Below are 24,219 nucleotides of genomic sequence, written 5' to 3' on the forward strand. Positions count from 1 at the left end.
CACGCCGGCGTGCGCGCTCAGACCGGTGCCGGCACGTCGGCGAGGTCGGAGACGTACGTCCACAGTTCGCGGCGGGCCGCCGCGCTGTCCGCGCGGGCGCCGAGCGCGTAGGTCGCGGGCCTGGGGGCACGGTCGTGCCACAGGAGCCCGGTGGTGTGTGCCGCCGGGGGTGCGGAGGCCAGCCACACGATGGTGTCCGCGCCCTGCTCCGGATCGCGGAGGACGGGGCGGGTGAGCACGCGGAACACCGGCATCCATCTGCGGACGCCCGGGGTGTCGACCCAGCCCGGGTGCATGGCGTGGACGTGGACGCCGTACGGGGCCAGGCGTTTCGCCCATTCCTGGGTGACGACGACCTGGGCGCGTTTGGTGCGGGCGTAGAACCGCTTGGGGGAGTAGCGGTCCGTGCGCGATTCGGGGTCGCCCACCAGGAGGTGTTGGGCGTACTGGCCACCGGAGGTGACGTTGACGACCCGCGACGGGGCGGCGCGCCGCAGCAACGGCGTAAGTGCCGCGGTGAGCACCCACGGCGCCAGGACATGCGTGGCGAAGGCCAGTTCGACGCCGTCGTCGGTGCGGGTGCGGTGCTCCGGCATCACCCCCGCGTTGTTCACCAAGACGTCGAGTCTGTCCTCGTCCGCCAGGAACCGTGCGGTGAAAGCGCGGAGTTCGGCCAGGCTTCCGAGGTCGCACGCCTCGGGCAGCACCCGCCCGGCACGCGGGCCGACGGCGGCGCGCACCCGGCGGGCGGCCTCGTCGGCGCGTTCGGCGTTCCGTCCGAGGACGTGCACCGAAGCCCCGGCCCGCGCCAGGCCCGTCGCCGCGGCAAGCCCGATCCCCGAGGCGGCACCGGTGATCAGGACGACCTTGCCGTCCATGCGTTCCTCGTCGCGGGGCCACCCGGGAAGCCGCCGCCGCACCCGCAGGCCGGGAGCGCCGTATCCGAGCACGATCGTGCGGTCCAACGCCGTGTCGAGCCACGCGGCCGGGGTCATACGCACGCCAATACCTCCGCTTGGATCGTCCACAAACCGCCCGATGGCTCCGCATGAGGAGCCGAGCTGGGTCCGCCGCCCGCCGTCGGGCGGTCGGCCGCGCACACGAGTCGGAACCACACCGCCGTCCGGCGCGGCCAACGGCGCACCCCCCATCGCTCGGCGAGCGCTTCGACGAGATGCAGGCCGCGTCCCGACTCGTGGTCGGAATCGGCGGTCCTGACGCGCGGCAGACCGGCGCCGCGGTCGGACACCTCGACGGCGAGGCCGCCCAGGCAGCGCGCCATGCGGAGGGTCACCGGCCGCCGCCCGTGCCGCAGCGCGTTCGTCACCAGTTCGCTGACCAGCAGCTCCGCGACGTCCACGCACGCCGGCAGGTCCCACTCGAGCAGTTGTGACCGGACCCGGCGGCGTGCCCACCCCGCTGCCGCGGGTCCCGGCGGCAGCTCCCAGGACGGCTGCCGGCGCAGTGCCGCGGGCACACACGCCCGACGGTGCCTGGGCAGCTCCATGGTGCGGTCTCCTTCCCGGGCACGACCCGGCGACGGTTCTCTCTTTCCCCGATTCGGAACCGCGGCGCAACCGGCTTGGTCGCAAACGCGAACCCGCGGACGACCGGACGATCGGTAGGATTTGCCGAGCAGAGGGGGTGGGCGATGGCCGAACTTTCCCGCAAGGGGATCGGTGAGATCCTCAGCGCGGCTTTGAAGCAATTCGGCGCGCGCGTGTCCGAGCGGCCGCCGAACAAGAAGGCGCAGACGGTCGGCCAAGCGGTGGAAGCGAACCTCAGCAGTCTGGACAAGCACTTGGCCGCCGCCGGGATTCCGCGCGAGCCCCGGAAACCGGCACAGGAGAAAACCGCGTCGCCCGCCGCGGAGCCCACCGTCCGCGAAGCTGCCGAGAGCTTTGGTGAGATGCTCCGACGCGAAAGCGCAGCGTTCCGAAGCAAGGAACTCCTCGGGCAGAGCCCGGCGCCGGCGAGCATGGCCAAGGACTCCGGGACAGGGACCGGGCCCGGCAAGGCAGCCGCGTCGCCAGAGGCGCCCAAGGCCGCGGCGTCCCGCGGCCCGTCTCCCGCCCCGGCGATGGTCGTTCCCAAGGGGCTGACCAAGAGTGCGACGGTTGGCTTGGGCCGTGTCAGCACCGCCGGGGCGTCCCGTGGTTCCTCCGCCGGACCGGTGAACACCGGCGGCCCCCGGCTCGGCCTCGGTCGGGCCACGGGGGGCAACGAGCTGAAGCAGAGCTTCGAGAAGTAGTACCCGCCCGACGCGGACCGCCGGAGCACCGCAGCGCGCGCAGCCCATGCCCTGCCTCGCCGCCGACCCGTGGGCCGTCGACCGCCGCACCTGCGGCCGACCTGCGCAAGCGCAGCCACCGCCCCTGGGAGGGGCGCGCCCTTCCCGGCGTCATCACAGCCGGTCTCCGCTGCGCCACGGGCACCTCTGTCCGCCTCCGACGCCATCGCGTCCGCTGTGTCGGCCGGACCCGTCCTTCCTCACTCGAACGGTCCGCTCCGCGTCGCCGTGTCCCGTCCGGCCCTCGACAGTGGAGGAAAGAGGGTTGGCCGGGCCATTGGAGAGGACCGAACCCGTGGTAAGGATTGCCGTCGACCTGAACCGCTGTCAGGGGTATGCGCAGTGCGCGTTCCTCGCCCCCGAGACCTTCGCCATGCACGGCGAGGAAGCGCTGCTCTACGACCCGGAGGTCGACGAGGCGCACCGTGACAAGCTCGCCCAGGCGGCCGCGGCCTGCCCCGTCCAGGCGATCCTCGTCGACGCCGTGGACGTGCCGGCCGAGGCGGTGCCCGGTGGCCGGTAACGGAGCGTTGGAGCAGCTCAAGCGCGAGGGCCGCATCGTGGTCGTGGGGGCTTCGCTGGCCGGCCTGCGGGCCGCCGAGACCCTGCGGGACAAGGGCTTCGCGGGGGAGCTGACCATGATCGGCGACGAGCCTTACGAGCCGTACGACCGGCCCCCGCTCTCCAAAAGCGTGCTGCTGGGCAAGGCCTCCGCGGACCGGACCGCGCTGCCCCGGCTGCGGTCCGTCGACGCGACGTGGCGGCTCGGTGTTCCGGCCTCCGGCCTCGACATGGCCGCGCGCCGGGTGCGGCTGGCCGACGGGGACGAAGTGCCGTACGACCGGCTGCTGATCGCCACCGGGGTCCGGGCGCGGCGGTGGCCGCACGAGGGCGAGGCGGCGCTCGACGGGGTCTTCGTGCTGCGCGGCCGCGACGACGGCGCCGCGCTCGCGCGGCGGCTCGCCGACGGGCCCCGGCGGGTCCTGGTGATCGGGGCCGGGTTCACGGGTTCGGAGATCGCCTCCGCGTGCCGCGAACGCGGCCATGCGGTCACTGTCGCCGAACGCGGCGGGGCGCCGTTGGTCGGCGCGCTCGGCGGTGTCGTCGGCGCGGTCGCCGCCGAATTGCAGCGTGAACACGGTGTGGACCTGCGGACCGGGGTGATGGTGACCGCGCTCGACGGCGATGCCGCGGGCCGGGTGCGCGCCGCGCAGCTGTCCGACGGTTCCAGCGTGGACACCGACGTGGTGGTGGTCTCGCTCGGCGCCACCCGGAACACCGAGTGGCTCGCCGGGTCCGGACTGGGGGCAGGGCCCCGGGGGATCGCGTGCGACGCGGGCTGCCGGGCTTTCGACATCCGCGGCATCGTCACCGACGACATCTACGCGGCGGGCGACGTCGCCCGCTGCCCGCACCCGTTGTTCGGCTACCAGTTCCTGTCCTTGGAGCACTGGGGCAATGCCGTCGCGCAGGCCGAGATCGCGGCGCACAACATGCTCAGCGACAGCGTCGACCGTGTCCCCCATATGGAGGTCCCGGCGTTCTGGTCCTCGCAGTTCGGCATCAACATCAAGTCGGTCGGTGTGCCGTCGATGGGGACGGAGATCCTCATCTCGCAGGGCTCGCTGGAAAGCCGCCGGTTCGTCGGCGTCTACGGGTACCAGGGGCGCGTCATCGGCGCCGTCGCCTTCGACCAGGCCCGGTGGCTGCCGTTCTACCAGGAGCTGATCGAGGCGACCGCGCCGTTCCCGCCGACGTTCGCCACCGTCGACCGGCGCCCGGACGGACAGCGGCCGATGGACGCGGACTTCCCCGACCCGTCGGTCCCGAGCCACGGCCCCACCGTCACGGTCAGCGGATACTCGCCGGCCGACCGCCGGATGACGTTCGCCCCCGCGCACTGACCCGCACGGCCACGAGGACCTGCCATGACGCAATCCCTGATTCACCGGATCCTGGACTACCGCAACCGGGCCAATCCGTACCCGCTCTACGAAGAACTGCGCAAGACGCCGGTCCTGCACGAAGACGGCGGTCCGTACGTGGTCGGCACGTACTACGAGATCCGCGGCCTGCTGCACGATCCCCGGATCAGCTCCGACGCGCGCAACCTGGCCTCGCCCGCGGCGAACCCGCTGGCCGAGGCGTCGCAGGAGGAAGGCGCCCTGCCCCCGAGCTTCCTGAAGCTCGACCCGCCGGAGCACGACCGGCTGCGGCGTATGACGAACCGGCCGTTCGGCCCGCCGCACGCTCCGCACCACATCGACGCGATGCGGCCGGAGCTGCACGACATCATCACCGGCCTCGTCGACGGCATCGGCGACACCGGCCGGATCGACCTGGTGGAGCAGGTCTCGTATCCCTTCCCGGTGACGGTGATCTGCCGGCTGCTCGGCGTGCCGCGCGAGGACGAGCCGCGCTTCCACGTCTGGGCGGACACCCTCGCCGCGAGCCTCGACCCCGATCCGGACGCCGATCCCGCCGACCGGGGCAAGGTCGCCCACGATGCCCGCATGGAGTTGGGCATGTACCTGGCCGGCCTGATCGAGGAGCGCCGCAAGAACCCCGGCGACGACATGCTTTCCCGGCTGGCGACCGCCAAGGGCGAAGACGGTCCGATGACCACGATGGAACTGCTCAGCACGGCGGCGCTGCTGCTGATCGCCGGGCACGAGACCACGGTCAACCTCATCACCAACGGCATGCTGACGCTGCTGCGCAACCCCGACGTCCTGGAGCGGCTGCGGGCCGAGCCGCGGCTGGCCGTGCCCATCGTCGAGGAGCTGCTGCGCTTCGAGCCGCCGGTGCAACTGGTGCCGCAGCGGACCACCCTCGCCGACGTCGAGGTCCGCGGCGTCACCATCCCCAAGGGCGCCTCGCTGTGGCTGGTCCTGGCGTCGGGCAACCGCGACCCGCGGCGGTTCGCGGACCCGGACCGCTTCGACCCGGACCGCCCGGACATCCAGCACCTCGGCCTGGGCAGCGGCATCCACAGCTGCTTCGGCGCACCGCTGGCCCGGCTGGAGGCCCAATTGGCCCTGGCGGAACTGGCCCGCAGGCTGGAGAACCCGTGCCTGCTGGAGGACCCGCCGCCGTACCGGCAGAACGCCGTGCTGCGCGGCCCGCGGCACCTGCATATCGCGTGTGACGGAATCCGACCCTGAACCGCGGACTGGCCGAAACGTGCATGACCCGCCGACCGGGTGGGCAGCCGTTGGGGAAGCGAGAGGAGAGGCACCGATGAGTGATGCACGAACGCAGGACAAGAGCAGCTCACAGGCAGGGCAAGGGGGGCAGGCGTCCGGTGGTGGCGCGGTGGAACAGCGGTCGTCGGGCTTCGGGGGCCCGGACGCGCTGAGTTCGGAGCGCGGCCGCACGTCCGTCGCGGACGGGGTCGTGGCCAAGATCGCCGGTATTGCCGCACGGGAGGTGCCGGGCGTTTACGAGATGGGCGCCGGTGCGTCGCGGACGTTCGGTGCGATGCGCAGCCGCATCCCCGGCGCGAAGCGGAACGTCGCCCAGGGCGTCGACGTCGAGGTCGGCGAGAAGCAGTGCGCGGTGGATCTCGACGTGGTCGTGGAGTACGGCGTCGAGATCGCCCAGGTGGCGAACGACGTCCGGCAGAACGTCATCGACTCCCTGGAACGCATGACGAGCCTGGAAGTGGTCGAGGTCAACATCGCCGTCGACGACGTCCACATCGAGCAGGACGACAGCCCTTCGGAGCGGCAGCTCGAGTAAGCCCGATCGCCGGCGTCCGGGGCGCATCAGTGGTCGGCGAGCTCGCCGGTGAGGTTGCCGTGGAACTCGGCGTCGGACGTCGGCGCCGGTCGGTCCCCGGTCGGGAACGTGACGACGACCTTGCCGAAGGCCTGGCCCGAACGGTGCCGGGCGTAGGCCTCGGCCAGCTCGTCGAAAGCGAACGCGCGGTCGAGCACCGGACGTACGCCGTGCACGGCCAGTGCCCGCGTGAGTTCCAGGAACTGCGCGCGGCTGCCGACCGCGAGCGGCCGGATGCGCACACCCGCGTCGAACAGCGCCCGCACGTCGACGGGAGGACCCGTGGGCGCGTCCGCCACGCGGTAACCGACGTAGGCGACTTCGCCGCCGATCGCCGCGGCGCGCACGGATTCCCCGAGTGCCCCGGCCACGTCCACCACCAGCGCGGCGCCGCGGCCCGCGGTCAGCGTGCGGACCTCGGCCGGCCAATCGCCGCGGCGGTCCACGACGGCGTGCGCGCCCAGAGCCCGCAGCCGCTCGGCCTTGCCGGGATCCCCGGTGGTCACGATCACATGTGCTCCGGCGAGGGCCGCCAACTGCACCACGGCCAAGGCCACTCCGCCGGTGCCGGTGGCCACGACCGTCTCGCCGGGCAGCACACGGCGGCCGCCGGTGAGGGCGTTCCAGGCGGTCACGGCGGTGAGCGGAAGCGCCGCGGCCTCCGCGTGGGACAGGTGGTCCGGGACCGGGACGAGAGCGGATTCGGGGACCACGGTGTACTCGGTCAGCGTGCCGTCGCGGGTAGTGCCGAGCTGGGCCGCGTGCTCGACGTCGAACGGTCCGTCGAGCCAGTCGGGGAACACCGTCAGCGCCACCCGGTCTCCCGGTTTGACCCGTGCCGTTCCCGCGCCGACGGCGACGACGTCGCCCGCCCCCTCGCATCCGGCCACCACCCCTGGGCTGACGGGTAGCGGATAGTCGCCTTCGCCGACCAGTGCGTCGCGGAACCCGAGCGACGCGGCCCGCATCCGGACCAGGACCTCGCCCGCGCCCGGGGCGGGCACCGGGCGCTCGCGGACGACCGTGCCGGCGGCGGTGTCGGGGACCAGGTGGTAGCTGCGCATGGAGAGCTCCTCGGGTGGGACGGACAGGGGGAGACGGGAACGGGTGGAACGGGGAGAAGGGGGCGCGGCGGTCACGGGGTCTTGGAGTAGCCGAGCGCCTCCGTGATGCGGCCGTTCTCGACCCGCATCACGTTGACGCCCAGGACCCAGTCGGCCTGCCCTTCACCGAAGACGCGCTCGGGGTCCGGCGCGGCCGAGAACGCGGCGCGCCACGAGATGACCGCCCGGTCGCCGGCGACGATGACCTCCTGCGGGGTGAAACGTGTTCCGGGGTCGTCGATCAGCGCCGTCCAGAAGGCCGCACACGCCGCACGGCCGTGGTACGCGGTGCCTTCGGGTGCGGGCTGCACGCCGACCATCACGCAGTCGTCGTCGATCAGCCCGTCCAGCAGAGCGGCGTTCCGCTCCACGAAAGCGTCGTTGAAACGGCGGATGACCTCGGCGGTGGTGTCCATGAAGACGGGTCCTTTCCCGGCGTGGTGGGGATTCGGCGGTGCGGTGGTCCGCTCCGCGACGACTCGTAGCCTCCGCCCGGACGTGTCTGCCGACAATTCCCCGCGAGGTATCGCCGACGGGCGGCACGATCGGTTACAACACCCGAGTGAACGCCACGACCGACCGGTTCCCCGGCGAGCTGCGCGACCGCCGCACCGCACGCCGCATCAGCCAACTCGAACTCGCCATCCGCGCGGGCACGACCCAGCGCCACGTCAGCTACATGGAACGCGGGCGCTCCCACCCGGGGCGGGCGATGGTCGTGCGTATCGCCGAGTCCCTCGAACTCTCCCTCCGGGACCGCAACAAACTGCTCCTCGCCGCGGGCTACGCCCCCGCCTACGCGGAAAGCCGCCTCGACGAACCGCTGCTGCGCCCGGTACGCGACGCCCTGCACAGCGTGCTGCACGGCCACATGCCCTACCCGGCCATCGTGCTGCGCCCCTACGGCGAAATCGTGGCCGCGAACCCGGCGCTGGACGTGCTGACCGAGGGCGCCGCACCGCATCTGCTCACCCCGCCGGTCAACATGCTGCGGCTGATGCTGCACCCCGAGGGCATGGCCGCCCGGGTCCGCAACCTCGCGCAGTGGGGCCGGCACGTCACGGACAACATGCGCGGCCATGCGCTGCGCCATCCGGACCCGCGGCTCGACGCGTTCATCGCCGAACTCGACGGCTACCTTCCCGCGAAGCCCCCGCCCGGCGCGGACCACCTGGGTTTCGCCGTGCCGCTGCATCTCGCGGCCCCCGAGGGCGAGCTGCGGCTGCTGACCACGCTGACGTCTTTCGCCACCGCCGTCGACGTCACGCTGGCGGAACTCCACCTCGAAGCGTTCCTGCCCGCGGACGAGGCCACCGCGGAGATCCTGCGGGCCCGGGCCGGAACCCCGCGCCGAAGGGGGTAGCCGGCCCTCGACCGGGGGAGTGGTGCAGGGTGGGCCGGTTGCCGGGCCGGCCCGATTCCCGGAGGTGACCTATGTCGGAGGCCGTCGACGCAGCGCGAACGGTCATCCTGACCGTGGACGACGATCCGGCGGTCTCCCGCGCCGTGGCCCGGGACCTGCGGCGGCGTTACGGCGACCGGTACCGCGTGGTCCGGGCCGAGTCGGGGGCGTCGGCGCTGGAGGCGCTGCGGGAGCTGAAGCTGCGCGGCGCACACGTCGCGGTGCTGCTGGCGGACTACCGGATGCCGCAGATGAACGGCGTCGAGTTCCTCGAAGAGGCGCTCGACCTGTTCCCGGGTGCCCGGCGCGTGCTGCTGACCGCCTACGCGGACACCGGCGCCGCGATCGACGCCATCAACGTCGTCGACCTCGACCACTACCTGCTCAAACCGTGGGCGCCGCCCGAGGAGAAGCTGTACCCGGTGGTGGACGACCTCCTGGAGTCCTGGCGCGTCACCGACGGCAAGCAGGCGCCGACCACCAAGGTCGTCGGCCACCGCTGGTCGGCCCGCTCGTCGCAGATCCGCGAGTTCCTGGCCCGCAACCAGGTCCCGTACCGGTGGTATTCGTCCGACGAACCCGAAGGCGCGCGGCTCCTGCGGGCCGCGGGGGAGGACGGACTGCGGCTGCCGCTCGTCGTGACGCCGGACGGCACCGCCATGGTCGAACCCGACGAGGCCGAGCTGGCAGCCCGCGTCGGCCTGTCCACGACACCCGCCGCGGACTTCTACGACCTCGTCATCGTCGGCGGCGGCCCCGCCGGCCTCGGCGCGGCCGTGTACGGGGCATCGGAAGGCCTGCGTACCGTCCTGGTGGAGCGCGAGGCCACCGGCGGCCAAGCCGGCCAAAGCTCCCGCATCGAGAACTACCTCGGGTTCCCGGACGGCGTCTCCGGCGCCCAGCTCACCGACCGGGCCCGCCGGCAGGCCACCAAGTTCGGCGCCGAGCTGCTGACCGCACGCCAGGTCACCGCCTTGGAGGTCCGCGGCGCGGCACGCGTCCTGCGGTTCTCCGACGGCACCGAGGTGTCCGCGCACAGCGTCATCCTCGCCACCGGCGTGTCGTACCGGCAGCTGGACGTGCCCGGTGCCGACGAGCTGACCGGCCGCGGCGTGTACTACGGGTCGGCGCTCACCGAGGCTCCGTCCTGCGAAGGCCAGGACGTCTACGTCGTCGGCGGCGCGAACTCCGCCGGCCAGGCCGCGATGTTCCTGTCCCGCAACGCCAGGTCGGTCACCCTGCTTGTCCGCGGACCCACCCCGGCCGCCACCATGTCCCACTACCTCCTGCAGCGGATCACCGAGTCCCCGAGGGTCTCGGTGCGCACCAACACCGTCGTCGAGGCCGCGCACGGCACCGACCACCTGGAGAAGCTGACGCTGCGCAACACCGGGACCGGCGAGACCGAGACCGTCGAGACCCAGTGGATGTTCGTCTTCATCGGCGCCGCGCCGCTGACCGACTGGCTCGACGGCGCGGTGCTGCGGGACGCGCACGGCTTCGTCCCGACCGGCCCCGACCTGACGCCCGACGGGAGCCCGCCGGCCGCGTGGGCCCTGGACCGTCCCCCGTACCACCTCGAGACCAGCGTGCCGGGCGTGTTCGCGGCGGGCGACGTACGTGCCGAATCCGCCAAACGGGTCGCCTCCGCCGTCGGTGAAGGCGCCATGGCCGTGATGCTGGTCCACCGCTACCTGGAGCAGTCGTGACCGTGCCCCGCCTGCACTGCGACGTCGACGAACTGCGCACGCTGTTCCTCTTCGAGAAGCTCTCCGACGACCAGCTCGCCCGCCTCTGCCGGGACGGCGGCGTCGAAGGGCACGACCCGGGCCCCGTCTATCGGGAGGGGGAGGAGGCGGCCTGCTTCTACGTCCTCATCGACGGAACCGTCGTGCTCTCCCGCCGCGTCGGCGGCGAGGAGGTGGACGTCAACCGCAGCTCCACGCGGGGCGTCTACGCGGGCGCCTTTCAGGCGTACCTCGGCGACCAGGTGCCGCAGGTCTACAACAACTCGATGCGGGTCACCGAGCCGTCGCGGTTCTTCGTGCTGCCCGCCGAGACCTTCGCCGAGATCATGCACGACTGGTTCCCCATGGCCGTGCACCTGCTGGAAGGCCTGTTCTTCGGCGCCAAGAACACCCAGCAGGCCATCGGCCAGCGCGAGCGCCTACTGGCCCTCGGCTCCCTGACCGCGGGACTCACCCACGAGCTGAACAACCCGGCCGCCGCCGCGGTCCGCGCCACCGCCGAACTCCGCGAACGCGTCGCCGGGATGCGCCACAAGCTCGGCAAGATCGCCGCGAACCCGGTGCACCGGGACGCGGTGATCGCCCTGACCGGCTTCCAGGAGGACGCCGCCGAACGCGCCGCGCACGCACCGGTATTGAGCCCTCTGGAGGCGTCCGACCGGGAGGATGCGGTTGCCGACTGGCTGGACGAGCAGGGCATCCCCGACGGATGGCGGCTCGCCCCGACGTTCGTCCAGGCCGGACTCGACCCGGCCTGGCTCGACCGGGTGGCCGCGGCGTTGGCACCGGACGTCCTCGGCCCGGCCATGCACTGGCTGAACTCGACGGTCGAGACCGAGCTGCTGCTGAGCGAGATCGAGGACTCCACGCACCGGATCTCCACGCTGGTCGAAGCGGCGAAGAGCTACGCCCAGCTCGACCGCGCGCCGCACCAGCAGGTCGACGTCCACGAACTGCTGGACAGCACCCTGGTGATGATGTCGAAGAAGATCGGCACGCGGGTCCGCGTCGTGAAGGACTACGACCGCGGCCTGCCACGGATCCCGGCCTACCCCGGCGAGCTGAACCAGGTGTGGACCAACCTCGTCGACAACGCCGTCTCCGCCATGGACGGCACCGACACCGAGGCAACCCTGACCATCCGCACCGCGCGCGACGACGACCGCGTACTCGTGGAGATCGGCGACACCGGCCCCGGCGTGCCTCCCGACGTCCGCGACCGGATCTTCGACCCGTTCTTCACCACCAAGCCCGTGGGCGAAGGCACCGGCCTCGGCCTCGACATCTCCTGGCGGATCGTGGTCGGCAAGCACCACGGGGATCTGCGGGTGGAGTCGGTGCCCGGCGACACGCGGTTCCAGGTCAGGCTGCCGATCACCGCCTCCGACCCGCCCGGGGAGACGGGATGACCGGGAGTGCGCGGCTCACCGGCGGGCCGCGAGCTGCTCGCGTACCCACGACGGGTCGGGGTTGGTGTGCGCCCGGCCGTGCACGACGACGGTCGGCACGGTCTCATTGCCGTCGTTGACCGCCCGGACCGCGGCCGCTCCCGACGGGTCGCGCCAGATGTCGACCCAGTGCGCCGCGCGGGCCCGGCGCCCCAAACGGAAGCGCAGCCGCAGACAGTACGTGCAGCCCGGCCGCCAGTACACGATCGGGAGGCCGTCGGCCGCGCTGCGGCGTTGAGCCTCCGTCGCGCGGATCGGCCTGGGGAAGACCAGGGGCGAGTGCACGCCGGCGACCACCACGAATCCGGCCAGGATTGCCGGGGCCGCGCCGGTGGCTCCGCTCAACGCGGCCCCGGCAGCGACAACCGCGCCGCCGAGCAGGAGAACCAGCGGCAGGATCCAGGGGCGCATGCCGACCCAGGTTACCGAAGAGCCCGAACCGAGCTGCTTGCACGGCTGTGGGGCGCTCAGCGAGGTGTCTCCGGCTCGGGGTGGACGTCGCGCCAGCGGGCTTCGCATACCGAGAACACGCCGAACGCCACGAGGCCGAGGGCGATGGCGTACAGCGGCCAGGGCCCCAGCGGGCCGGACGCGGTCTCGCGCAGGGTGTCGTCCAGGCCCTTGGCCTTCCGCGGGTCGTACGCGGCCGCCGCGGCGACCAGGAACACGCCGAGTGCGCCGACCACGACGCCGCGGGCGGAGCGTCCCACCGTGCCGAACGCCGCCACGAGGACGCGCGAACTCTCCGACATCTTCCCGAGTTTCAGGTTCCGGAGGAAGCGTCGGCGCAGCGCGTTGACCACCATCACGACGCCGCCCACCACGACGCCGGTGCCGATGGCCAGGACGAGCCAACGGCCTCCGGCGTGGCCCATCGCACGTGCGGTGAAGTCCTTGGACTGCTCGTCGCTCGACCGGTCGCCGCCGCTCCCCGTCACGAAGGCGATGATGCTGCCGCACACCACCCCGTAGACGATCGCCCGCGCCAACGAGGTCAACCGTTTGGTGGCTTTTCCGCCGTCCGGCCCCGGCCGGCCGTAGAGCACCTCGACCAGTCGCCACAGAGTGAGCCCGGCGAAGCCGATGGCGATCGCCCATACGATGACGGCGCCGCCGGGCTGTCCGGACACGGTGTGCAGCGCACCCTGCCGGTCGGCCTCCTTACCCGACGCGTCCGTCCCGATCTGCACGGCGAGTACGCCGACCAGCACGTAGTTCACCCCGCGTGCGACGAGCCCCAGGCGGGCGAGCGAGCCCAGCCACGAGCTTGCCGCGGCCTCCCTTCCGGCGGCCTGTACCGTTCCGACAGCGTCCGACATGGCGCCTCCTCCCTGAGGATTCGCTTGCCGGAACCGGCCCGATCATGCGCCCGGCGACGAAACGCCGGTGCCCTGCGAGCCCGCGGAGCACCGTCGGGGCCCGTTGTCGGTGCCGCCGCGTACGTTGATCTCACCAAACACGAGATGCCGTGTGCGGTTCGGTGTGAACGGTGAAGCGGCCCGCCCGGGCGACAGGGCGGGCCGCTGCCGTTCTGCGCCGGCTCTCCTCCGGTTCGTCAGAGGTGTTCGGCCATGGACCGGTGGAAGTGGATGATGCCCGGTTCGTTGCGGCCCGCGTGGGTGTGCGGGATCAGGCCGGATGCCAGGTTGCGGTGGATCAGCTCCGACTCGGGGAAGTCCTCGGCGACGGTGACCGACTCGGCGGCGTCGAAGCGGTCCTCGAAGTAGCCGCGGTCTTCGTCGGTTTCGGCCGGGCGGTAGGTGTAGAGGGCGTGTTCGACGGTGGTGGCGTCGACCGCGTCCGGGGTGAAGCGCCAGGTCATCACGTAGTCGGCGACGTTGCTGACGATCACGTTGGGGGCGAGGAAGTACTGCAGGACCGCGTGGGGGCGCAGTTCGCGCTCTGCTTCCGGTCGTCCGGCCTGGTCGAGGAGGCTGCCGCGGGGGACGACGAGGCGGTTGTGGGGGCCGAACGCGTCGAACGGGGATGCGCCGCTGAGGTAGAAGGCGCCGAGCGAGCCCCGGTGCAGGGCGAAGACGTGGTAATTCTCGAAGAAGGTGTCGAGCAGCAGCTTCCAGTTGCACGACCAGGTGGTGGTGACGCTCGTGTACGGCAGCAGTTTCGGGTAGTCGTGGGCCGCGAACTGCGGGGCCAGACCGGCCAGCCAGTCGTCGACGTCGACCGGTTCCGTGCCGGTCGGCCGGACCACCACGATGCCGTGCCGTTCCGCGACCGGCAGCGCGACCAATCCGAGGTCCTCGGAGTCGAGTTCGTCGAAGCCGCCGCAGGACCGCGGTTGGCCGAGCAGCCGGCCGTCGGCGGTGTCGTAGACCCAGCGGTGGAAGGGGCACGACACCGCCCGCCCGGTGTTGCCGCGGCCGCGTGCCAGGGGAGATCCGCGGTGGCGGCAGGCGTTGAGGTAGGCCCGTATTCCGCCGTCGGGTGCCCGCACGACGAGGATGGGCACGCCGCCGGAGGTGAGGGCGACGTGGTCGCCGGGTTCGGGCACGTCGGCGCCGAGGCACGCGAACACCGGGCGGGTGCGGAACAACTGTTCGCGTTCCCTGGTGTGGTGGTCGGGCGAGACATACGCGTCCGCGGGGATCCGCAGCACGGTGTCGGCGAGCGTGGTGGTGCGCCGCGCCGCCATGGCGATGACCCGCCCGACCAGGTCGAGTTCGGTACGGCGGTCCATCAGGCCGGGGCCGCCGTGAGGACGGCGTCGATCGTCTCGGGCGAATGCGCCCACGGGACGGTGACGTTGACGAACCGGTAGTCGGGCGCCAGCCGCGCGTCCGCGACCTTGTCGAGGAAGACGTTGGCTGCCGCGGCCGCGATCATGCGGGCCGTCGGCGCGCCCGAGCAGATGCGCGGGCCGAAGCCGAACGCCATGTGGCGGGTGGCGTGCTGCCGGTCGAGGCGGAACTCGCCGGGGTCGGGGAACTGCGCGGGGTCGCGGTTCGCACTGGCGAGGCCGAAGGCGACGCGTTCCCCGGCCGGGATGGTGACGCCGCCGACCTCGACGGGCTCGGCGGTCCGGCGCAGGATCACCGCGTCCGGCGATTCGGCGCGCAGGACCTCCTCGACGAGGGCGGGAACCAGGGTGCGGTCCTCCCGCACTCGGCTCTGGACGTCGGGGCGCGCGCACAGCTGCCAGACGAGGTTGGCGACGAGTTGCGTGGTGGTGCCGGTCGCGGCGACCAGGAAGAAGACGAACTGGGTGCGGATCTGCAGGTCGGTCAGCGCGTAGCCCTCCACGGGGCGCTGCATGCGGCTGATGAAGTCGTCGCCGGGGTCGGTGCGTTTGCCGGCGATGACGGCGTCGATGTCGCCGATGACGTCGGTCGCGGCGTCGCTGAGGCCCTTCCCGCGGTCGACCATCTTCTTGCGCGCGAAGCCCTCGGCCCAGCGCACCCACGTCTCCATGCGGTCGTCGGCGACGCCGAACAGCCGTGCGGTGACGCGGATCAGCACGGGATCAGCGAAGGCCTCGACCAGGTCGACGGGGCCGTCCTCCGCGAGCGCCTTGTCGAGGAGTTCGGTGCCGGCCTCGTGGGTGTGGCCGGGGATCCAGCGCAGTGTGCTGGGCGCGAGTGCGGCGTGGATGACGCGGCGCATCGCGCTGTGCTCGGGTTCGCGGATCTCGTGGATGAAGCGCTGCTCGGGCGGGGTGGGCCGGCCGGATTCGCGGAAGCCGGCGACGAAGAGGTCCATGTGGGCGGTGGCTTCGTGGACGGCGGCGTAGTCGGCCAGGAACCAGATCCCGGACGCGGTGCGGGAGACCGGGCATTCGCGCCGGTGCCGGGCGACTTCGGGATGGTCGGGGTCGAGTTTGAGGACGTCGGGCGGCGACGCGTCGGGCTGCTCGGCGGGCTGCGGCATCAGGCCTCCTGGGTCGCGGGGAGCGGCGTTCGGCAGTGCGCGGGGAGGTCGTCGTCGGCGAAGCGGTACAGGTCCATCGGGTTGTCCCAGAGGATCCGCGCCTTGGTCTCGGGGGAGAGTTCGTCGGGGCTGAGCGCGAGGAAGCGGTCCAGCGTGTGCGGGTACTTCGAGTCGGGGTGCGGGAAGTCGGATTCGAAGACGATCTTGCGGTCGCCCAAGTGCCGTACCACGTCCGCGACATGCGGGTCGTCGCACTCGCACGAGATCCAGCAGTTCTCGGCGAACGTTTGGACGGCCGAACGGGTCAGGCCGGGGAATTCCGCGGCGCCGGCGAGTTCGAGTTGCTCGTCGATGCGGTGCAGCCACGAGGGCAGCCAGCCGCAGCCGGCCTCCATGTAGGCGCAGCGCAGCCGGGGGAACCGGTCGAAGACGCCGCCGCAAAGCATCGACAGCATCGCGGACTGGGTCTCGTGCCAGTGCACGACGGCGTGCCACTCGGTGAAGGTCCGGAAGCGCCCGGATCCGGCGGTGACGGCGTTGAGCCCCATGAACTCGTGGGTGGCGAGGGCGCAGTCGAGGTCTTGGAGCAGTTCGTAGACCGGGTCGTAGTAGCGGTTCCCGAGGTCGCGGTGGTTCACCAGGTTCGGGCGGGTCCAGAAGCAGCGGGTGCCGAGGTGGTGGTACGCGTACTCGATCTCCTCGACCGCGCGGCTCACGTCGGTGAGCGGGATCGGCCCGGAGACCACGACGCGCCCGCCGGACGCCTCGCGCATCTCGGCACCCCAGCGGTTGTACGCGCGGGCCATGGCGGCCTGGAGCGCGGGGTCGATGCCGTCCGGCCACATGTCGAATTCCGGGCCGTACACGACGCCGATGTCGATCCCCTCGACGGCGAGCGCCGCCGCCACGCGGTCGCCGGTGAACCCGCCGTGCACGAGGTCGGGGCCGTACTTGGCGATCATGTCCTCGGTGGTCCAGCCGATGGCGCGCTGGAACCGGCCGTACAGGATCGTCGGGTGCTGTGTGTACCGCCCGTCGACGGTCAGCGGATTGACCGTCTCGATGCCGGGGGCGGGGGCCGGTCTGACCCGGTCGCGGAACGCCGGGTCGAGATGGCGTTGCCACAGGTCGGGCGGGTAGACAACGTGGCAGTCGGCGTCGAAGACGCGGAGGCCGTCGCGCATGGCGGAATGCAACTCCTCGAGAAATCTCGGGTGGGGGAGTGCTTCAAGACGCGCATGTTCAACTGATTGACAGTCATCTGACAGACAGTCACTTGATCCTTTGATAGCAACCGGCTCCGCGCCCAACCAACCGGATTCCGACCTGCGTGTCCACAACGCGCGACCCGGCGGTCACGATGCGCGAGGGGTCCCCCGCGGTGTTTGGCACCACGGGGGACCCCGGTTCGCGCGTGCGGACAGGCGTCGAGGCGGCCATCCCGGCGGGCCCGGCGGCTCGTAGACTCGCGCAGGTGGAGGAGCACACGGCCATCGGGAATCCGGCGCCCGCCTTGCGGCCGTACGTCGGCCCGTATGTGGGTTTCGACTTCCGCGGGTTCCCCGCCGGGGTGCACTGCGGCCCGCCGAGCCGCGCCCTCACCGCGGTGATCAGCCTGTCGGAACCCCTGGAAGTGGCGTCGGGCGTCGACGACGGGTCGCCGGTCACCCGATTCGGCGGCGTTGCCGGCGGTCTGATGTGCCGGTCGGTAGCGATCCACCACAGCGGACGCCAGCACGGGGTCCAGGTATCGCTGACTCCGCTCGGCGCTCGCGCCGTCTACGCCGTGCCCGCTGCCGCGCTCGCCCACCAGTTGGTCCCCCTCGACGAGCTTCTCGGCACGTCTGCTGCCGAATTGGCCGACCGGCTCCGCGCGGCGACGACCTGGCCGGCGCGGTTCACCGTGCTGGACGAACTGCTCCTCCGCGCCGTCGTCGGCAACGCCGACCGCGACCCCGCGCACCGGATGGGCGCCCAGGTGACCGGGGCTTGGCGCCGCCTCGTCGCCGCGCGCGGCAGGGTCCGGATCGACGCGGTCGCCGCGGAAGTCGGCTGGAGCCGCCGCCACCTCACCGACCGGTTCCGCAGTGAGCTGGGCCTGGCGCCGAAGACGTTCGCCCGGGTCCTGCGCTTCGAGCACGCGCACGACTTGGCGACGGTGCACGACCCGCTCCCGTGGGCCGATCTGGCGACCCTCTGCGGCTACGCCGACCAAGCGCATCTCGCCCGGGAATGGCGCGAGTTCACGGGCCGGTCGCCGACGGCGTGGCGCCGCGGCGAGGTCCTCCTCGGCGCCGGATAGCGCCGCGCGCCGCCTCTGTTCCCATTTCTTCAAGACCGCCCGGTCGCCGCCGCGTGACGATGGCCGGCATGAGACTTGTGGATCACGAACGCAACCCCGTCGACCTGCGCACCACCCCCGTCCACCTCGGGCTGGGTTCGACGGCGAAACCCGTCGAGGGCTTCGCCTGGGACCCGGAGGTGCTCCAGGCCTACGGCGCCGCCGTGGCCTCGGACGGCGCCGAAGGCCGGATGGTGATGATCTTCGACGGCGACGGCCCCGGCGACCATTGGGAGAGCCACCCGGCCGGTGACGAACTGATCGTCTGCCTCAGCGGATCGGTGACGGTCGTCCGCGACGTGGACGGGGTGCCCGATCGCGTTCTGCTCGGGCCGGGCGAAGCCACCGTCAACCCGGCCGGGGTGTGGCACGCGGTCGACATGGCCGGGCCGGCGTCCATCCTGACCGTCACCGCCGGCGCCGGCACGGACCACCGCCCCCGAACGACCGAGCAGTGATGCGGTCCGCCGCTCCGACATGCTTCGGGGCGCGGGCCGTCCTAGCGTCGAAGGAGGGCCGGGGCGTGTTGCCGGCGGTGCGGGGCAGCGGCAGAGCGCGCGTCCGGAAGCGCACAATCCGCGAGGAAGATCATCATGACCACATCTGCAGACACTCCCGTCATGGACACCTTGGCCGCCATGACGCTGGATTCGCTGGAACGCTGCGGCCTCGAACCGGACGTTCTCGTGCTCACCCGCATCGCCGCGCTCGTGGCCATGGACGCTCCTCCCCTGTCCTACACGATGCATCTGGCCGCGGGCGCCGAGATGGCGATGACGGCCGAGCAGCTCCAAGACGTCCTGGTCGCCATTGCCCCGGTCGTCGGCACCGCACGGGTCATGGCGGCGGCCGGGCACATCGGCGAAGCCCTCGGCGTCGAAATCACCACGGCACGGCAAGACACCATGGGCTGATCCGACTTCACGCCGAGGTCCCGCCGCGGCCTGGAAGGCACCCACCCCGATCTGCCGGCCCGCAGCCCGTCCTCCCGCGCGGCGGTTGCCCGCTGGCCGCGCGTCGCCCACCGGCGCGGCCGTGCCGAGCCGGCACTCCGTGTCGTGTTTCCCGCGAATCCGGCCTGCATGGCTTCGGCCGACCCGGGCAGGCGCATCGGTGACCTTTTGTCCGTGTGCGGAGAGGAAGGATGGTGGTGGCCGTGACCACGGTGACGCAGTCGATCGAGGTGGAGGTCCCCCTGCAGACCGCGTACAACCAGTGGACGCAGTTCGAGGAGTTCCCGTCGTTCATGGAAGGCGTGGACGAGATCACCCAGCTCGACGACCGCCACAACCATTGGAAGACGTCCATCGGCGGGGTGACCCGCGAGTTCGACACCGAGATCGTCGACCAGATGCCGGACGAGCGAGTGGCCTGGCGCACGGTGGCAGGCGCGCCGCGGCAGTACGGGATGGTGAAGTTCCGTCCGATCGATGCGAGCCACACGAAGATCGACCTGACGATGGAGGTCGAGCCCGAAGGCATGGTCGACAAGGCCGCCGCGGCGATGCACCTCCTGGACTCGCGGATCAAAGGCGATCTGCACCGGTTCAAGGACTACATCGAGGAACGCGGCGCGGCCGGGGGCGGCTGGCGAGGGCGTCTGACACCCGGCTGAACCGACTGAGCCGGCTGAGCGGCGACGGGCACCGCACCCCGCAGGGTCGCCAAGCGGGGTGCGGTGCCCGTCGGCTCGCGGTGTCAGCGCGGACGGGCTTGGACGGACGGCTCGCCCGAATCCGTGTCCTCGCCGGTGCCGCCGTGGCCGGGGGCGGGCAGGAGGCCGAGCGCGTCGGCGACCGGACGCCCGCCGTCGGCGGGGTGGCGCAGGACGGTGTCCGGGGTCACCCGGTAGACGGTGCGGCGGCCTGCCCGGGTCCGGGTGAGATAGCCGTCCCTTTCCAGATCCGCGACGATGCCCTGGACCGCGCGTTCGGTGAGCCGGCAGGTGGCGGCGATGTCGCGCAGCCGGGTATTCGGATCGCGGGCCACGGCGGCCAGGACGCGTGCATGGTTGGTCAGGAACGTCCACCGTGGGGTGCGCGCCTCGTTCATGGACCCATGATGGACGATCCGGGTCGCGGTCCTCGGACGAACCCAGAAAGCGAAACGGGATACCGGAATAGCTCTTCGTATTACGTCTTGCGCCCGGCTGCCGGTCGGCCGGACGCTGGAACCGCCAGGAGTCCGATGACACCGACCCCACCGGAGTCGAACGCATGCCGCATGCCGATTCGCGCCACCGACCGCCCGCCGTCGAGGGCCTGATGCCCTTCGAACCCGCGCCGCTGGTGGTCGCCGTGCACAGCGATCCCCCGGACGTGTGGATCCGCGTGGACGGCGAGGTCGACCTGGACAGCGTTCCCCGACTGCGCGACGCCTTCGACAAGGCGCTGGCGGAACGGCCACGGCGCCTGCACCTGGACATGGCGGCGGTCGAGTTCTGCGACAGCAGCGGTCTGAACACCCTGATCCTCGCGCGCCAACGGCTCGACGAATGGGACGGCCGCATGCTGCTGACCCCGAGCCGGCGCGTCCGCCGGCTCCTCGATCTGACCGGCGCCGCGGATTTGTTCACCTTGGACGCCGCCCCCGGCGACCCGCTGTGACGTCGCGCCCGGTTCCGGACGGTCTCGGCGCCGTCCCGGAACCGGGCGTGCTCCGCGTCCGGAAGCCCTTGGACTACTCGGTGCGTATCCGGTCCGCCTCCTCGCCGCGGATCCGTAGCCAAGTGCCTTTCCCAACGAGTCGGTTCGCCGATTCGTGCGCATGGTCCGGTCCGAGCGGGGAATCCGGCCGAAAGACACAGCACCAAGACCAAGGGGGCTCCCGCCCATGACGAACAGCCGGGGAACCCTGCACGACAACCGTCGTGCCACCGGCTTCACCCTGCCTCCCCCAAGGCAGCGGCGGCGGCTGAGACTCGCGGGGACACCCAGGCCCGTCGCCCGGGCCCGCGCCTTCGCCGCACAAGCCCTCGCCGACTGGTCGTGGCCCGGGGACGCGACGGACGCGGACCACGACGTGGTCCTCCTCGCCGCCGAACTGGTCGCCAACGCCGCGATGCACGCCGACGGCGCGCTGGAACTCGTCGTCGAGTTCACCGGGACCCGGATGCGCATCGAGGTGGCGGACGGCTCACCCGTCCTGCCCGCCCCGCGTCGTCCGCACCGGCCGGGAGTGCCCGGCGGGCACGGCCTCTTCATCGTGCGGCGGAGTTCGGACCGCTGGGGCGCCTCGCGCCATGCGCACGGCAAGACCGTGTGGGCGGAGATCGACGCCGCATAGCGGGGCCGGTACCCGAGCGACTCCGGCCCGGGAGGACTAGGGTCGCTGTATGGGTATCCGCGTTCGCCGGGCCCGCTCCGGGCCGAGCCCGACCGGTCACGCCGGGGGGACCGGTGTCCGCTCCGCGTGACGAGCAGCCGCCGCGCAGCCCGCCCCGGGACACCGAGGCTCTCGCCCGCGTGCTGCGCACGGCGGTGCGCAAGACCAACGGCACGGCGAGCGGGCTGTACGTGACCGAGCCCGACCACCCCGTCCTCCGGTTGGTGGCCTTGTGCGGGGTCCCGGTGGAGTTCGCCGAACCCTGGCGCCGGGTGCCGCTGACCGCGCCCGTTCCCGTCGCCGACGCCGTGCGCGAGGAGCGGTTGGTGTGGGTGGGCGGACCCGACGACCTGGCACGCAACTACCCGCGGGCCGCGGTCGCGCTGCCGTATCGTTTCGCCCTCGCCGCGGCCCCGGTACCCGGCCGCTCCGGGCCGCTCGGCGCGCTGCTCCTGCTGTTTCCCGGCGGCCGGCCGCGGCGCGTGAGCCCCGAGGAAGTCGACGTGTTCGTGGCGCTGGCCCACGACACCGGCCGGATGCTCGAGGACGCGGCGCCGCTGCCGTTGCCGGCCGAGCCGTACCGGATCGGCCTGGAACCGGACGGGACGGCGGCGGAGCCGGCCGCGGCGTTCGCCGACCGCCTCCCCGGCGGCAGCATGGCGCTCGACCTCGAAGGCCGGATCACGTTCGTGACCGACGCGGCGCTGGACCTGTTCGGCGTCCACCGGGAGCAGGTGCTCGGCACACTGCCCTGGCAGTCGCTTCCGTGGCTGGACGGCCCCGTCTACGAGGACCGCTATCGTGCGGCGGTGATCAGCAGGGCGCCGGTGGCGTTCACCGCGCTGCGCCCGCCCGACCGGTGGCTGTCGTTCGCGCTGTACCCCGACGGGACCGGGGTGAGCGTCCGGGTCCTGCCCGCGGTCGAGGATCCGAGCACGGCCACCGCGCTCCCGGAGACCTGGCCGGCTGCCGCGGGACGCTCACCCCGGGTGGGGCGCCTGTACTTCCTGATGCACTTGGCCGCGGCGCTGACCGAGGCCACCGGGGTCGCCGATGTGGCGGAGATGGTGGCGGACCAGATCCTCCCGGCCTTCGACGCGGACGGGATGGTGCTCTCCGTGGCCGAGGCCGGCCGGCTGCGCATCCTCGGCCACCGCGGATACGCGCAGGAGACCATCAGCGGGCTGGACGGGCTGCCCGTGGATACGGTGCTCACGCCCGCCGGCCGGGTCCTGGACAGCGGCATCCCCTCCTTCTTCGAGGACCGCGACCAACTGGAGCGGGTGTATCCCGGGGCCGAGACCGTCTCCGACAAGACGGCCTGGGCCTTCCTGCCCCTGATCGTGGCCGGCCGCACCACGGGCTGCTGGGTTCTGTCGTACAAGCACCCGCACGAGTTCACGGACGACGAACGCGCGGTCCTGACCTCGTTGGCGGGCCTCGTCGCCCACGCCCTCGACCGGGCCCGGATGTACGACGCCAAGCACCATCTGGCGCACGCGCTGCAGGAGGCGCTGCTGCCGCGTGCGCTGCCCGGGATCCCCGGCCTGACCGTGGCGGCCCGCTACCTGCCCGCCGTGCACGGGGTGGAAGTCGGCGGGGATTTCTACGACTTGATCCGTCTCACGGACACCACGGCGGCGGCCGTCGTCGGCGACGTGCAGGGCCACAACATCGCGGCCGCCGCGCTGATGGGTCAGGTGCGCACGGCCGTGCACGCGCACGCCACTGCGGCGGCCGACCGTCCGGAGGAGGTGCTGGCCCGCACCAACCGGGTCCTCGCCGATCTCGAACCGGATCTTCTGGTGTCGTGCGTGTACGCCCATTTCGACCTGGCCCGGCGCCGTGTCTGCCTGGCCAGTGCGGGCCACCCGGCACCGCTGCTGCGGCAGGCCGACGGGCCGGCCCGCACCCTGCCGGTCGAGCCGGGGCCGCTGCTGGGTATCGAGCGGGACACCGCCTACACCGTCACCGGGTACGAGCTGGAAGCAGAGGACATCCTCGTCCTGTACACCGACGGACTGGTCGAACATGCGGGCGTCGACATCGACCGCAGCACCGCCGAACTGGTCGCCGTACTCGGCGCCTTCCGCGGTGCCGACCTCGGCGACCTCATCGACCGGCTGGTGCGGCACGCCTACCCCGACAGCCGGTACACCGACGACATCGCACTCCTGGCGTTGCGGGCGGACGCCGTGCATGGCTCCCACGGATCCGGGTAGCGAAGTGCCCACGCCGCCCCATCCGGGCGGCGTACAGCCGCGGAGAAGGGACCCGTCCATGCTGCTCGCACACCCCGCCGTCCTCGCCGAACTGATCGACAAGTACGAGGCCCTGAGCCTGCTCCACGCGGAGCATGGCTCGGAGGAGGCCCGCAGGCGCATGGAGGATGTCGCTTACACCCTGTGTGTATCGACGGGAACCACCGACATCGACGCGGCTTTGGCAGCCGCCCGCAGCCGTCTCCTCGAGGCCCGCCCGGCAGGCGATATGCCGGCGGTCGCGTGAGCACGGCCCGACGGAAGGAGTTCTCATGAGTGACAGCGGTGCGATGGACAAGCTGAAGGGCAAAGCCAAGGAGGTCGCCGGCAAGGTGACGGGCGACCGCCGCCAGGAGAGCGAGGGCCGGACCGACCAGGCCAAGGGCAAGGCCAAGGACGCCGTCGACGGTCTCCAGGACCGTGCGCGCGGTGTCCGGGACTCGCTGTCGCGGGACCGCAACGAACCCTGACGAAACCCGCCGTGGGCCCGCCGTTCCGCCGCCGCGGCGTGGGCCCCGCATCGTGACGCCGGGCGGGGGGGGGCCGCGCGCGGGGCGGGGGGCGGCGCCCCCCCCGCGGGGAGCCCCGAGGCCCGCCCCCCCCCCGGCGCACCCACCCCGCGGCGAGAAAAAAAAAAAAA

Annotated in this window: 27 protein-coding genes; 17 read left to right on the forward strand and 10 right to left on the reverse strand. The window is 72.2% G+C overall.

Annotated features, from left to right (window positions below):
• Positions 1–17: 17 nt before the first annotated feature.
• Together ACPA54_RS35400 and ACPA54_RS35405 are read right to left on the reverse strand one after the other, a co-directional pair.
• Positions 18–995: an SDR family NAD(P)-dependent oxidoreductase gene (locus ACPA54_RS35400; RefSeq protein WP_423536218.1), complete on the reverse strand. Its 978-nt coding sequence runs from the start codon at positions 993–995 to the stop codon at positions 18–20.
• On the reverse strand, positions 992–1,507 hold the full coding sequence (locus tag ACPA54_RS35405) for an ATP-binding protein (protein WP_423536115.1): 516 nt from the start codon (positions 1,505–1,507) through the stop codon (positions 992–994). The genes ACPA54_RS35400 and ACPA54_RS35405 overlap by 4 nt, the downstream gene beginning before the upstream one ends.
• Before the next feature lie 144 nt (positions 1,508–1,651).
• Here ACPA54_RS35405 and ACPA54_RS35410 point away from each other — a divergent pair, with 144 nt between their 5' ends.
• The 5 genes from ACPA54_RS35410 (at position 1,652) to ACPA54_RS35430 (ending at position 6,031) form a co-directional block, all read left to right on the forward strand.
• Positions 1,652–2,251 (forward strand): hypothetical protein, encoded by a 600-nt coding sequence (locus ACPA54_RS35410; protein ID WP_423536117.1) that lies wholly within the window; start codon positions 1,652–1,654, stop codon positions 2,249–2,251.
• Between the two features lie 334 nt (positions 2,252–2,585).
• Positions 2,586–2,813: a ferredoxin gene (locus ACPA54_RS35415; RefSeq protein WP_423536119.1), complete on the forward strand. Its 228-nt coding sequence runs from the start codon at positions 2,586–2,588 to the stop codon at positions 2,811–2,813.
• Complete coding sequence (locus ACPA54_RS35420) at positions 2,803–4,194, forward strand: NAD(P)/FAD-dependent oxidoreductase (RefSeq protein WP_423536121.1); 1,392 nt, start codon at positions 2,803–2,805, stop codon at positions 4,192–4,194. Before ACPA54_RS35415 ends, ACPA54_RS35420 begins: the two co-directional genes overlap by 11 nt.
• A 24-nt stretch (positions 4,195–4,218) precedes the next feature.
• On the forward strand, positions 4,219–5,454 hold the full coding sequence (locus ACPA54_RS35425) for a cytochrome P450 (protein ID WP_423536123.1): 1,236 nt from the start codon (positions 4,219–4,221) through the stop codon (positions 5,452–5,454).
• Between the two features lie 76 nt (positions 5,455–5,530).
• Positions 5,531–6,031 (forward strand): Asp23/Gls24 family envelope stress response protein, encoded by a 501-nt coding sequence (locus ACPA54_RS35430; protein ID WP_423536125.1) that lies wholly within the window; start codon positions 5,531–5,533, stop codon positions 6,029–6,031.
• Between the two features lie 26 nt (positions 6,032–6,057).
• Here ACPA54_RS35430 and ACPA54_RS35435 read toward each other — a convergent pair whose 3' ends face one another.
• A complete protein-coding gene (locus tag ACPA54_RS35435; protein WP_423536127.1) occupies positions 6,058–7,134 on the reverse strand; it encodes a zinc-dependent alcohol dehydrogenase family protein in 1,077 nt (358 codons plus the stop codon).
• 71 nt (positions 7,135–7,205) lie between these two features.
• Positions 7,206–7,589, reverse strand: a complete 384-nt coding sequence (locus tag ACPA54_RS35440; protein ID WP_423536129.1) for a nuclear transport factor 2 family protein — start codon at positions 7,587–7,589, stop codon at positions 7,206–7,208.
• Positions 7,590–7,735: 146 nt separating this feature from the next.
• Here ACPA54_RS35440 and ACPA54_RS35445 point away from each other — a divergent pair, with 146 nt between their 5' ends.
• The 3 genes from ACPA54_RS35445 to ACPA54_RS35455 all read left to right on the forward strand — a co-directional run bounded on the left by ACPA54_RS35445 (position 7,736) and on the right by ACPA54_RS35455 (position 11,732).
• Positions 7,736–8,536 (forward strand): helix-turn-helix domain-containing protein, encoded by an 801-nt coding sequence (locus tag ACPA54_RS35445; protein ID WP_423536131.1) that lies wholly within the window; start codon positions 7,736–7,738, stop codon positions 8,534–8,536.
• 71 nt (positions 8,537–8,607) lie between these two features.
• Complete coding sequence (locus ACPA54_RS35450; protein ID WP_423536132.1) at positions 8,608–10,284, forward strand: NAD(P)/FAD-dependent oxidoreductase; 1,677 nt, start codon at positions 8,608–8,610, stop codon at positions 10,282–10,284.
• On the forward strand, positions 10,281–11,732 hold the full coding sequence (locus ACPA54_RS35455) for an ATP-binding protein (protein ID WP_423536133.1): 1,452 nt from the start codon (positions 10,281–10,283) through the stop codon (positions 11,730–11,732). Before ACPA54_RS35450 ends, ACPA54_RS35455 begins: the two co-directional genes overlap by 4 nt.
• A 15-nt stretch (positions 11,733–11,747) precedes the next feature.
• Here the strand turns inward: ACPA54_RS35455 and ACPA54_RS35460 are convergent, their stop codons facing one another.
• From ACPA54_RS35460 to ACPA54_RS35480, 5 genes are all read right to left on the reverse strand, one after another.
• Positions 11,748–12,182 (reverse strand): glutaredoxin domain-containing protein, encoded by a 435-nt coding sequence (locus ACPA54_RS35460; RefSeq protein ID WP_423536135.1) that lies wholly within the window; start codon positions 12,180–12,182, stop codon positions 11,748–11,750.
• 56 nt (positions 12,183–12,238) lie between these two features.
• Positions 12,239–13,090, reverse strand: a complete 852-nt coding sequence (locus tag ACPA54_RS35465; protein WP_423536137.1) for a DUF1206 domain-containing protein — start codon at positions 13,088–13,090, stop codon at positions 12,239–12,241.
• A 236-nt stretch (positions 13,091–13,326) separates the two neighbouring features.
• Positions 13,327–14,466, reverse strand: coding sequence for an aromatic ring-hydroxylating oxygenase subunit alpha (locus ACPA54_RS35470; RefSeq protein ID WP_423536139.1), 1,140 nt, complete (start codon positions 14,464–14,466; stop codon positions 13,327–13,329).
• The gene (locus ACPA54_RS35475; protein WP_423536140.1) at positions 14,466–15,653 is read right to left on the reverse strand and encodes a cytochrome P450; all 1,188 of its coding nucleotides are present in this window, start codon (positions 15,651–15,653) and stop codon (positions 14,466–14,468) included. The genes ACPA54_RS35470 and ACPA54_RS35475 overlap by 1 nt, the downstream gene beginning before the upstream one ends.
• Entirely contained in the window at positions 15,653–16,837 is a 1,185-nt protein-coding gene (locus tag ACPA54_RS35480; protein ID WP_423536141.1) for an amidohydrolase family protein, read from the reverse strand. The genes ACPA54_RS35475 and ACPA54_RS35480 overlap by 1 nt, the downstream gene beginning before the upstream one ends.
• A gap of 290 nt (positions 16,838–17,127) precedes the next feature.
• Here ACPA54_RS35480 and ACPA54_RS35485 point away from each other — a divergent pair, with 290 nt between their 5' ends.
• The 4 genes from ACPA54_RS35485 to ACPA54_RS35500 all read left to right on the forward strand — a co-directional run bounded on the left by ACPA54_RS35485 (position 17,128) and on the right by ACPA54_RS35500 (position 19,609).
• Positions 17,128–17,955 (forward strand): helix-turn-helix domain-containing protein, encoded by an 828-nt coding sequence (locus ACPA54_RS35485; RefSeq protein WP_423536142.1) that lies wholly within the window; start codon positions 17,128–17,130, stop codon positions 17,953–17,955.
• Between the two features lie 68 nt (positions 17,956–18,023).
• Positions 18,024–18,452: a cupin domain-containing protein gene (locus ACPA54_RS35490; RefSeq protein WP_423536143.1), complete on the forward strand. Its 429-nt coding sequence runs from the start codon at positions 18,024–18,026 to the stop codon at positions 18,450–18,452.
• Positions 18,453–18,587: 135 nt separating this feature from the next.
• Positions 18,588–18,908 carry a carboxymuconolactone decarboxylase family protein gene (locus ACPA54_RS35495; RefSeq protein WP_345679288.1) on the forward strand — a complete coding sequence of 107 codons (321 nt, stop codon included), beginning with the start codon at positions 18,588–18,590 and terminating at the stop codon, positions 18,906–18,908.
• A gap of 242 nt (positions 18,909–19,150) precedes the next feature.
• The gene (locus ACPA54_RS35500) at positions 19,151–19,609 is read left to right on the forward strand and encodes an SRPBCC family protein (protein ID WP_423536145.1); all 459 of its coding nucleotides are present in this window, start codon (positions 19,151–19,153) and stop codon (positions 19,607–19,609) included.
• Positions 19,610–19,692: 83 nt separating this feature from the next.
• On the opposite strand, the gene ACPA54_RS35505 is transcribed toward ACPA54_RS35500, so the two are convergent.
• Positions 19,693–20,046, reverse strand: coding sequence for a helix-turn-helix transcriptional regulator (locus ACPA54_RS35505; RefSeq protein WP_423536147.1), 354 nt, complete (start codon positions 20,044–20,046; stop codon positions 19,693–19,695).
• A 164-nt stretch (positions 20,047–20,210) separates the two neighbouring features.
• On the opposite strand from ACPA54_RS35505, the gene ACPA54_RS35510 reads away from it, so the two are divergent.
• From ACPA54_RS35510 to ACPA54_RS35530, 5 genes are all read left to right on the forward strand, one after another.
• Positions 20,211–20,600: an STAS domain-containing protein gene (locus ACPA54_RS35510; protein WP_423536149.1), complete on the forward strand. Its 390-nt coding sequence runs from the start codon at positions 20,211–20,213 to the stop codon at positions 20,598–20,600.
• Positions 20,601–20,826: 226 nt separating this feature from the next.
• Positions 20,827–21,279: an ATP-binding protein gene (locus tag ACPA54_RS35515; RefSeq protein WP_423536151.1), complete on the forward strand. Its 453-nt coding sequence runs from the start codon at positions 20,827–20,829 to the stop codon at positions 21,277–21,279.
• A gap of 113 nt (positions 21,280–21,392) precedes the next feature.
• Positions 21,393–23,540, forward strand: a complete 2,148-nt coding sequence (locus ACPA54_RS35520) for a SpoIIE family protein phosphatase (RefSeq protein ID WP_423536153.1) — start codon at positions 21,393–21,395, stop codon at positions 23,538–23,540.
• Positions 23,541–23,598: 58 nt separating this feature from the next.
• Entirely contained in the window at positions 23,599–23,826 is a 228-nt protein-coding gene (locus tag ACPA54_RS35525; RefSeq protein WP_423536155.1) for a DUF5133 domain-containing protein, read from the forward strand.
• Between the two features lie 25 nt (positions 23,827–23,851).
• The gene (locus ACPA54_RS35530; protein ID WP_423536157.1) at positions 23,852–24,049 is read left to right on the forward strand and encodes a CsbD family protein; all 198 of its coding nucleotides are present in this window, start codon (positions 23,852–23,854) and stop codon (positions 24,047–24,049) included.
• Positions 24,050–24,219 lie beyond the last annotated feature (170 nt).

The sequence above is a fragment of the Uniformispora flossi genome, from assembly GCF_049534875.1.
In the GTDB taxonomy this organism is placed as follows: domain Bacteria; phylum Actinomycetota; class Actinomycetes; order Streptomycetales; family Streptomycetaceae; genus Yinghuangia; species Yinghuangia aomiensis.

What these genes read in the sequence shown, in the direction of transcription:
- ACPA54_RS35400 (WP_423536218.1), bottom strand. Translation starts at nt 995, where the DNA reads ATGACCCCGGCCGCGTGGCTCGACACGGCGTTGGACCGCACGATCGTG.
- ACPA54_RS35405 (WP_423536115.1), bottom strand. Translation starts at nt 1,507, where the DNA reads ATGGAGCTGCCCAGGCACCGTCGGGCGTGTGTGCCCGCGGCACTGCGC.
- ACPA54_RS35410 (WP_423536117.1), top strand. Translation starts at nt 1,652, where the DNA reads ATGGCCGAACTTTCCCGCAAGGGGATCGGTGAGATCCTCAGCGCGGCT.
- ACPA54_RS35425 (WP_423536123.1), top strand. Translation starts at nt 4,219, where the DNA reads ATGACGCAATCCCTGATTCACCGGATCCTGGACTACCGCAACCGGGCC.
- ACPA54_RS35430 (WP_423536125.1), top strand. Translation starts at nt 5,531, where the DNA reads ATGAGTGATGCACGAACGCAGGACAAGAGCAGCTCACAGGCAGGGCAA.
- ACPA54_RS35435 (WP_423536127.1), bottom strand. Translation starts at nt 7,134, where the DNA reads ATGCGCAGCTACCACCTGGTCCCCGACACCGCCGCCGGCACGGTCGTC.
- ACPA54_RS35440 (WP_423536129.1), bottom strand. Translation starts at nt 7,589, where the DNA reads ATGGACACCACCGCCGAGGTCATCCGCCGTTTCAACGACGCTTTCGTG.
- ACPA54_RS35450 (WP_423536132.1), top strand. Translation starts at nt 8,608, where the DNA reads ATGTCGGAGGCCGTCGACGCAGCGCGAACGGTCATCCTGACCGTGGAC.
- ACPA54_RS35460 (WP_423536135.1), bottom strand. Translation starts at nt 12,182, where the DNA reads ATGCGCCCCTGGATCCTGCCGCTGGTTCTCCTGCTCGGCGGCGCGGTT.
- ACPA54_RS35465 (WP_423536137.1), bottom strand. Translation starts at nt 13,090, where the DNA reads ATGTCGGACGCTGTCGGAACGGTACAGGCCGCCGGAAGGGAGGCCGCG.
- ACPA54_RS35470 (WP_423536139.1), bottom strand. Translation starts at nt 14,466, where the DNA reads ATGGACCGCCGTACCGAACTCGACCTGGTCGGGCGGGTCATCGCCATG.
- ACPA54_RS35475 (WP_423536140.1), bottom strand. Translation starts at nt 15,653, where the DNA reads ATGCCGCAGCCCGCCGAGCAGCCCGACGCGTCGCCGCCCGACGTCCTC.
- ACPA54_RS35480 (WP_423536141.1), bottom strand. Translation starts at nt 16,837, where the DNA reads ATGCGCGACGGCCTCCGCGTCTTCGACGCCGACTGCCACGTTGTCTAC.
- ACPA54_RS35490 (WP_423536143.1), top strand. Translation starts at nt 18,024, where the DNA reads ATGAGACTTGTGGATCACGAACGCAACCCCGTCGACCTGCGCACCACC.
- ACPA54_RS35495 (WP_345679288.1), top strand. Translation starts at nt 18,588, where the DNA reads ATGACCACATCTGCAGACACTCCCGTCATGGACACCTTGGCCGCCATG.
- ACPA54_RS35505 (WP_423536147.1), bottom strand. Translation starts at nt 20,046, where the DNA reads ATGAACGAGGCGCGCACCCCACGGTGGACGTTCCTGACCAACCATGCA.
- ACPA54_RS35510 (WP_423536149.1), top strand. Translation starts at nt 20,211, where the DNA reads ATGCCGCATGCCGATTCGCGCCACCGACCGCCCGCCGTCGAGGGCCTG.
- ACPA54_RS35515 (WP_423536151.1), top strand. Translation starts at nt 20,827, where the DNA reads ATGACGAACAGCCGGGGAACCCTGCACGACAACCGTCGTGCCACCGGC.
- ACPA54_RS35525 (WP_423536155.1), top strand. Translation starts at nt 23,599, where the DNA reads ATGCTGCTCGCACACCCCGCCGTCCTCGCCGAACTGATCGACAAGTAC.
- ACPA54_RS35530 (WP_423536157.1), top strand. Translation starts at nt 23,852, where the DNA reads ATGAGTGACAGCGGTGCGATGGACAAGCTGAAGGGCAAAGCCAAGGAG.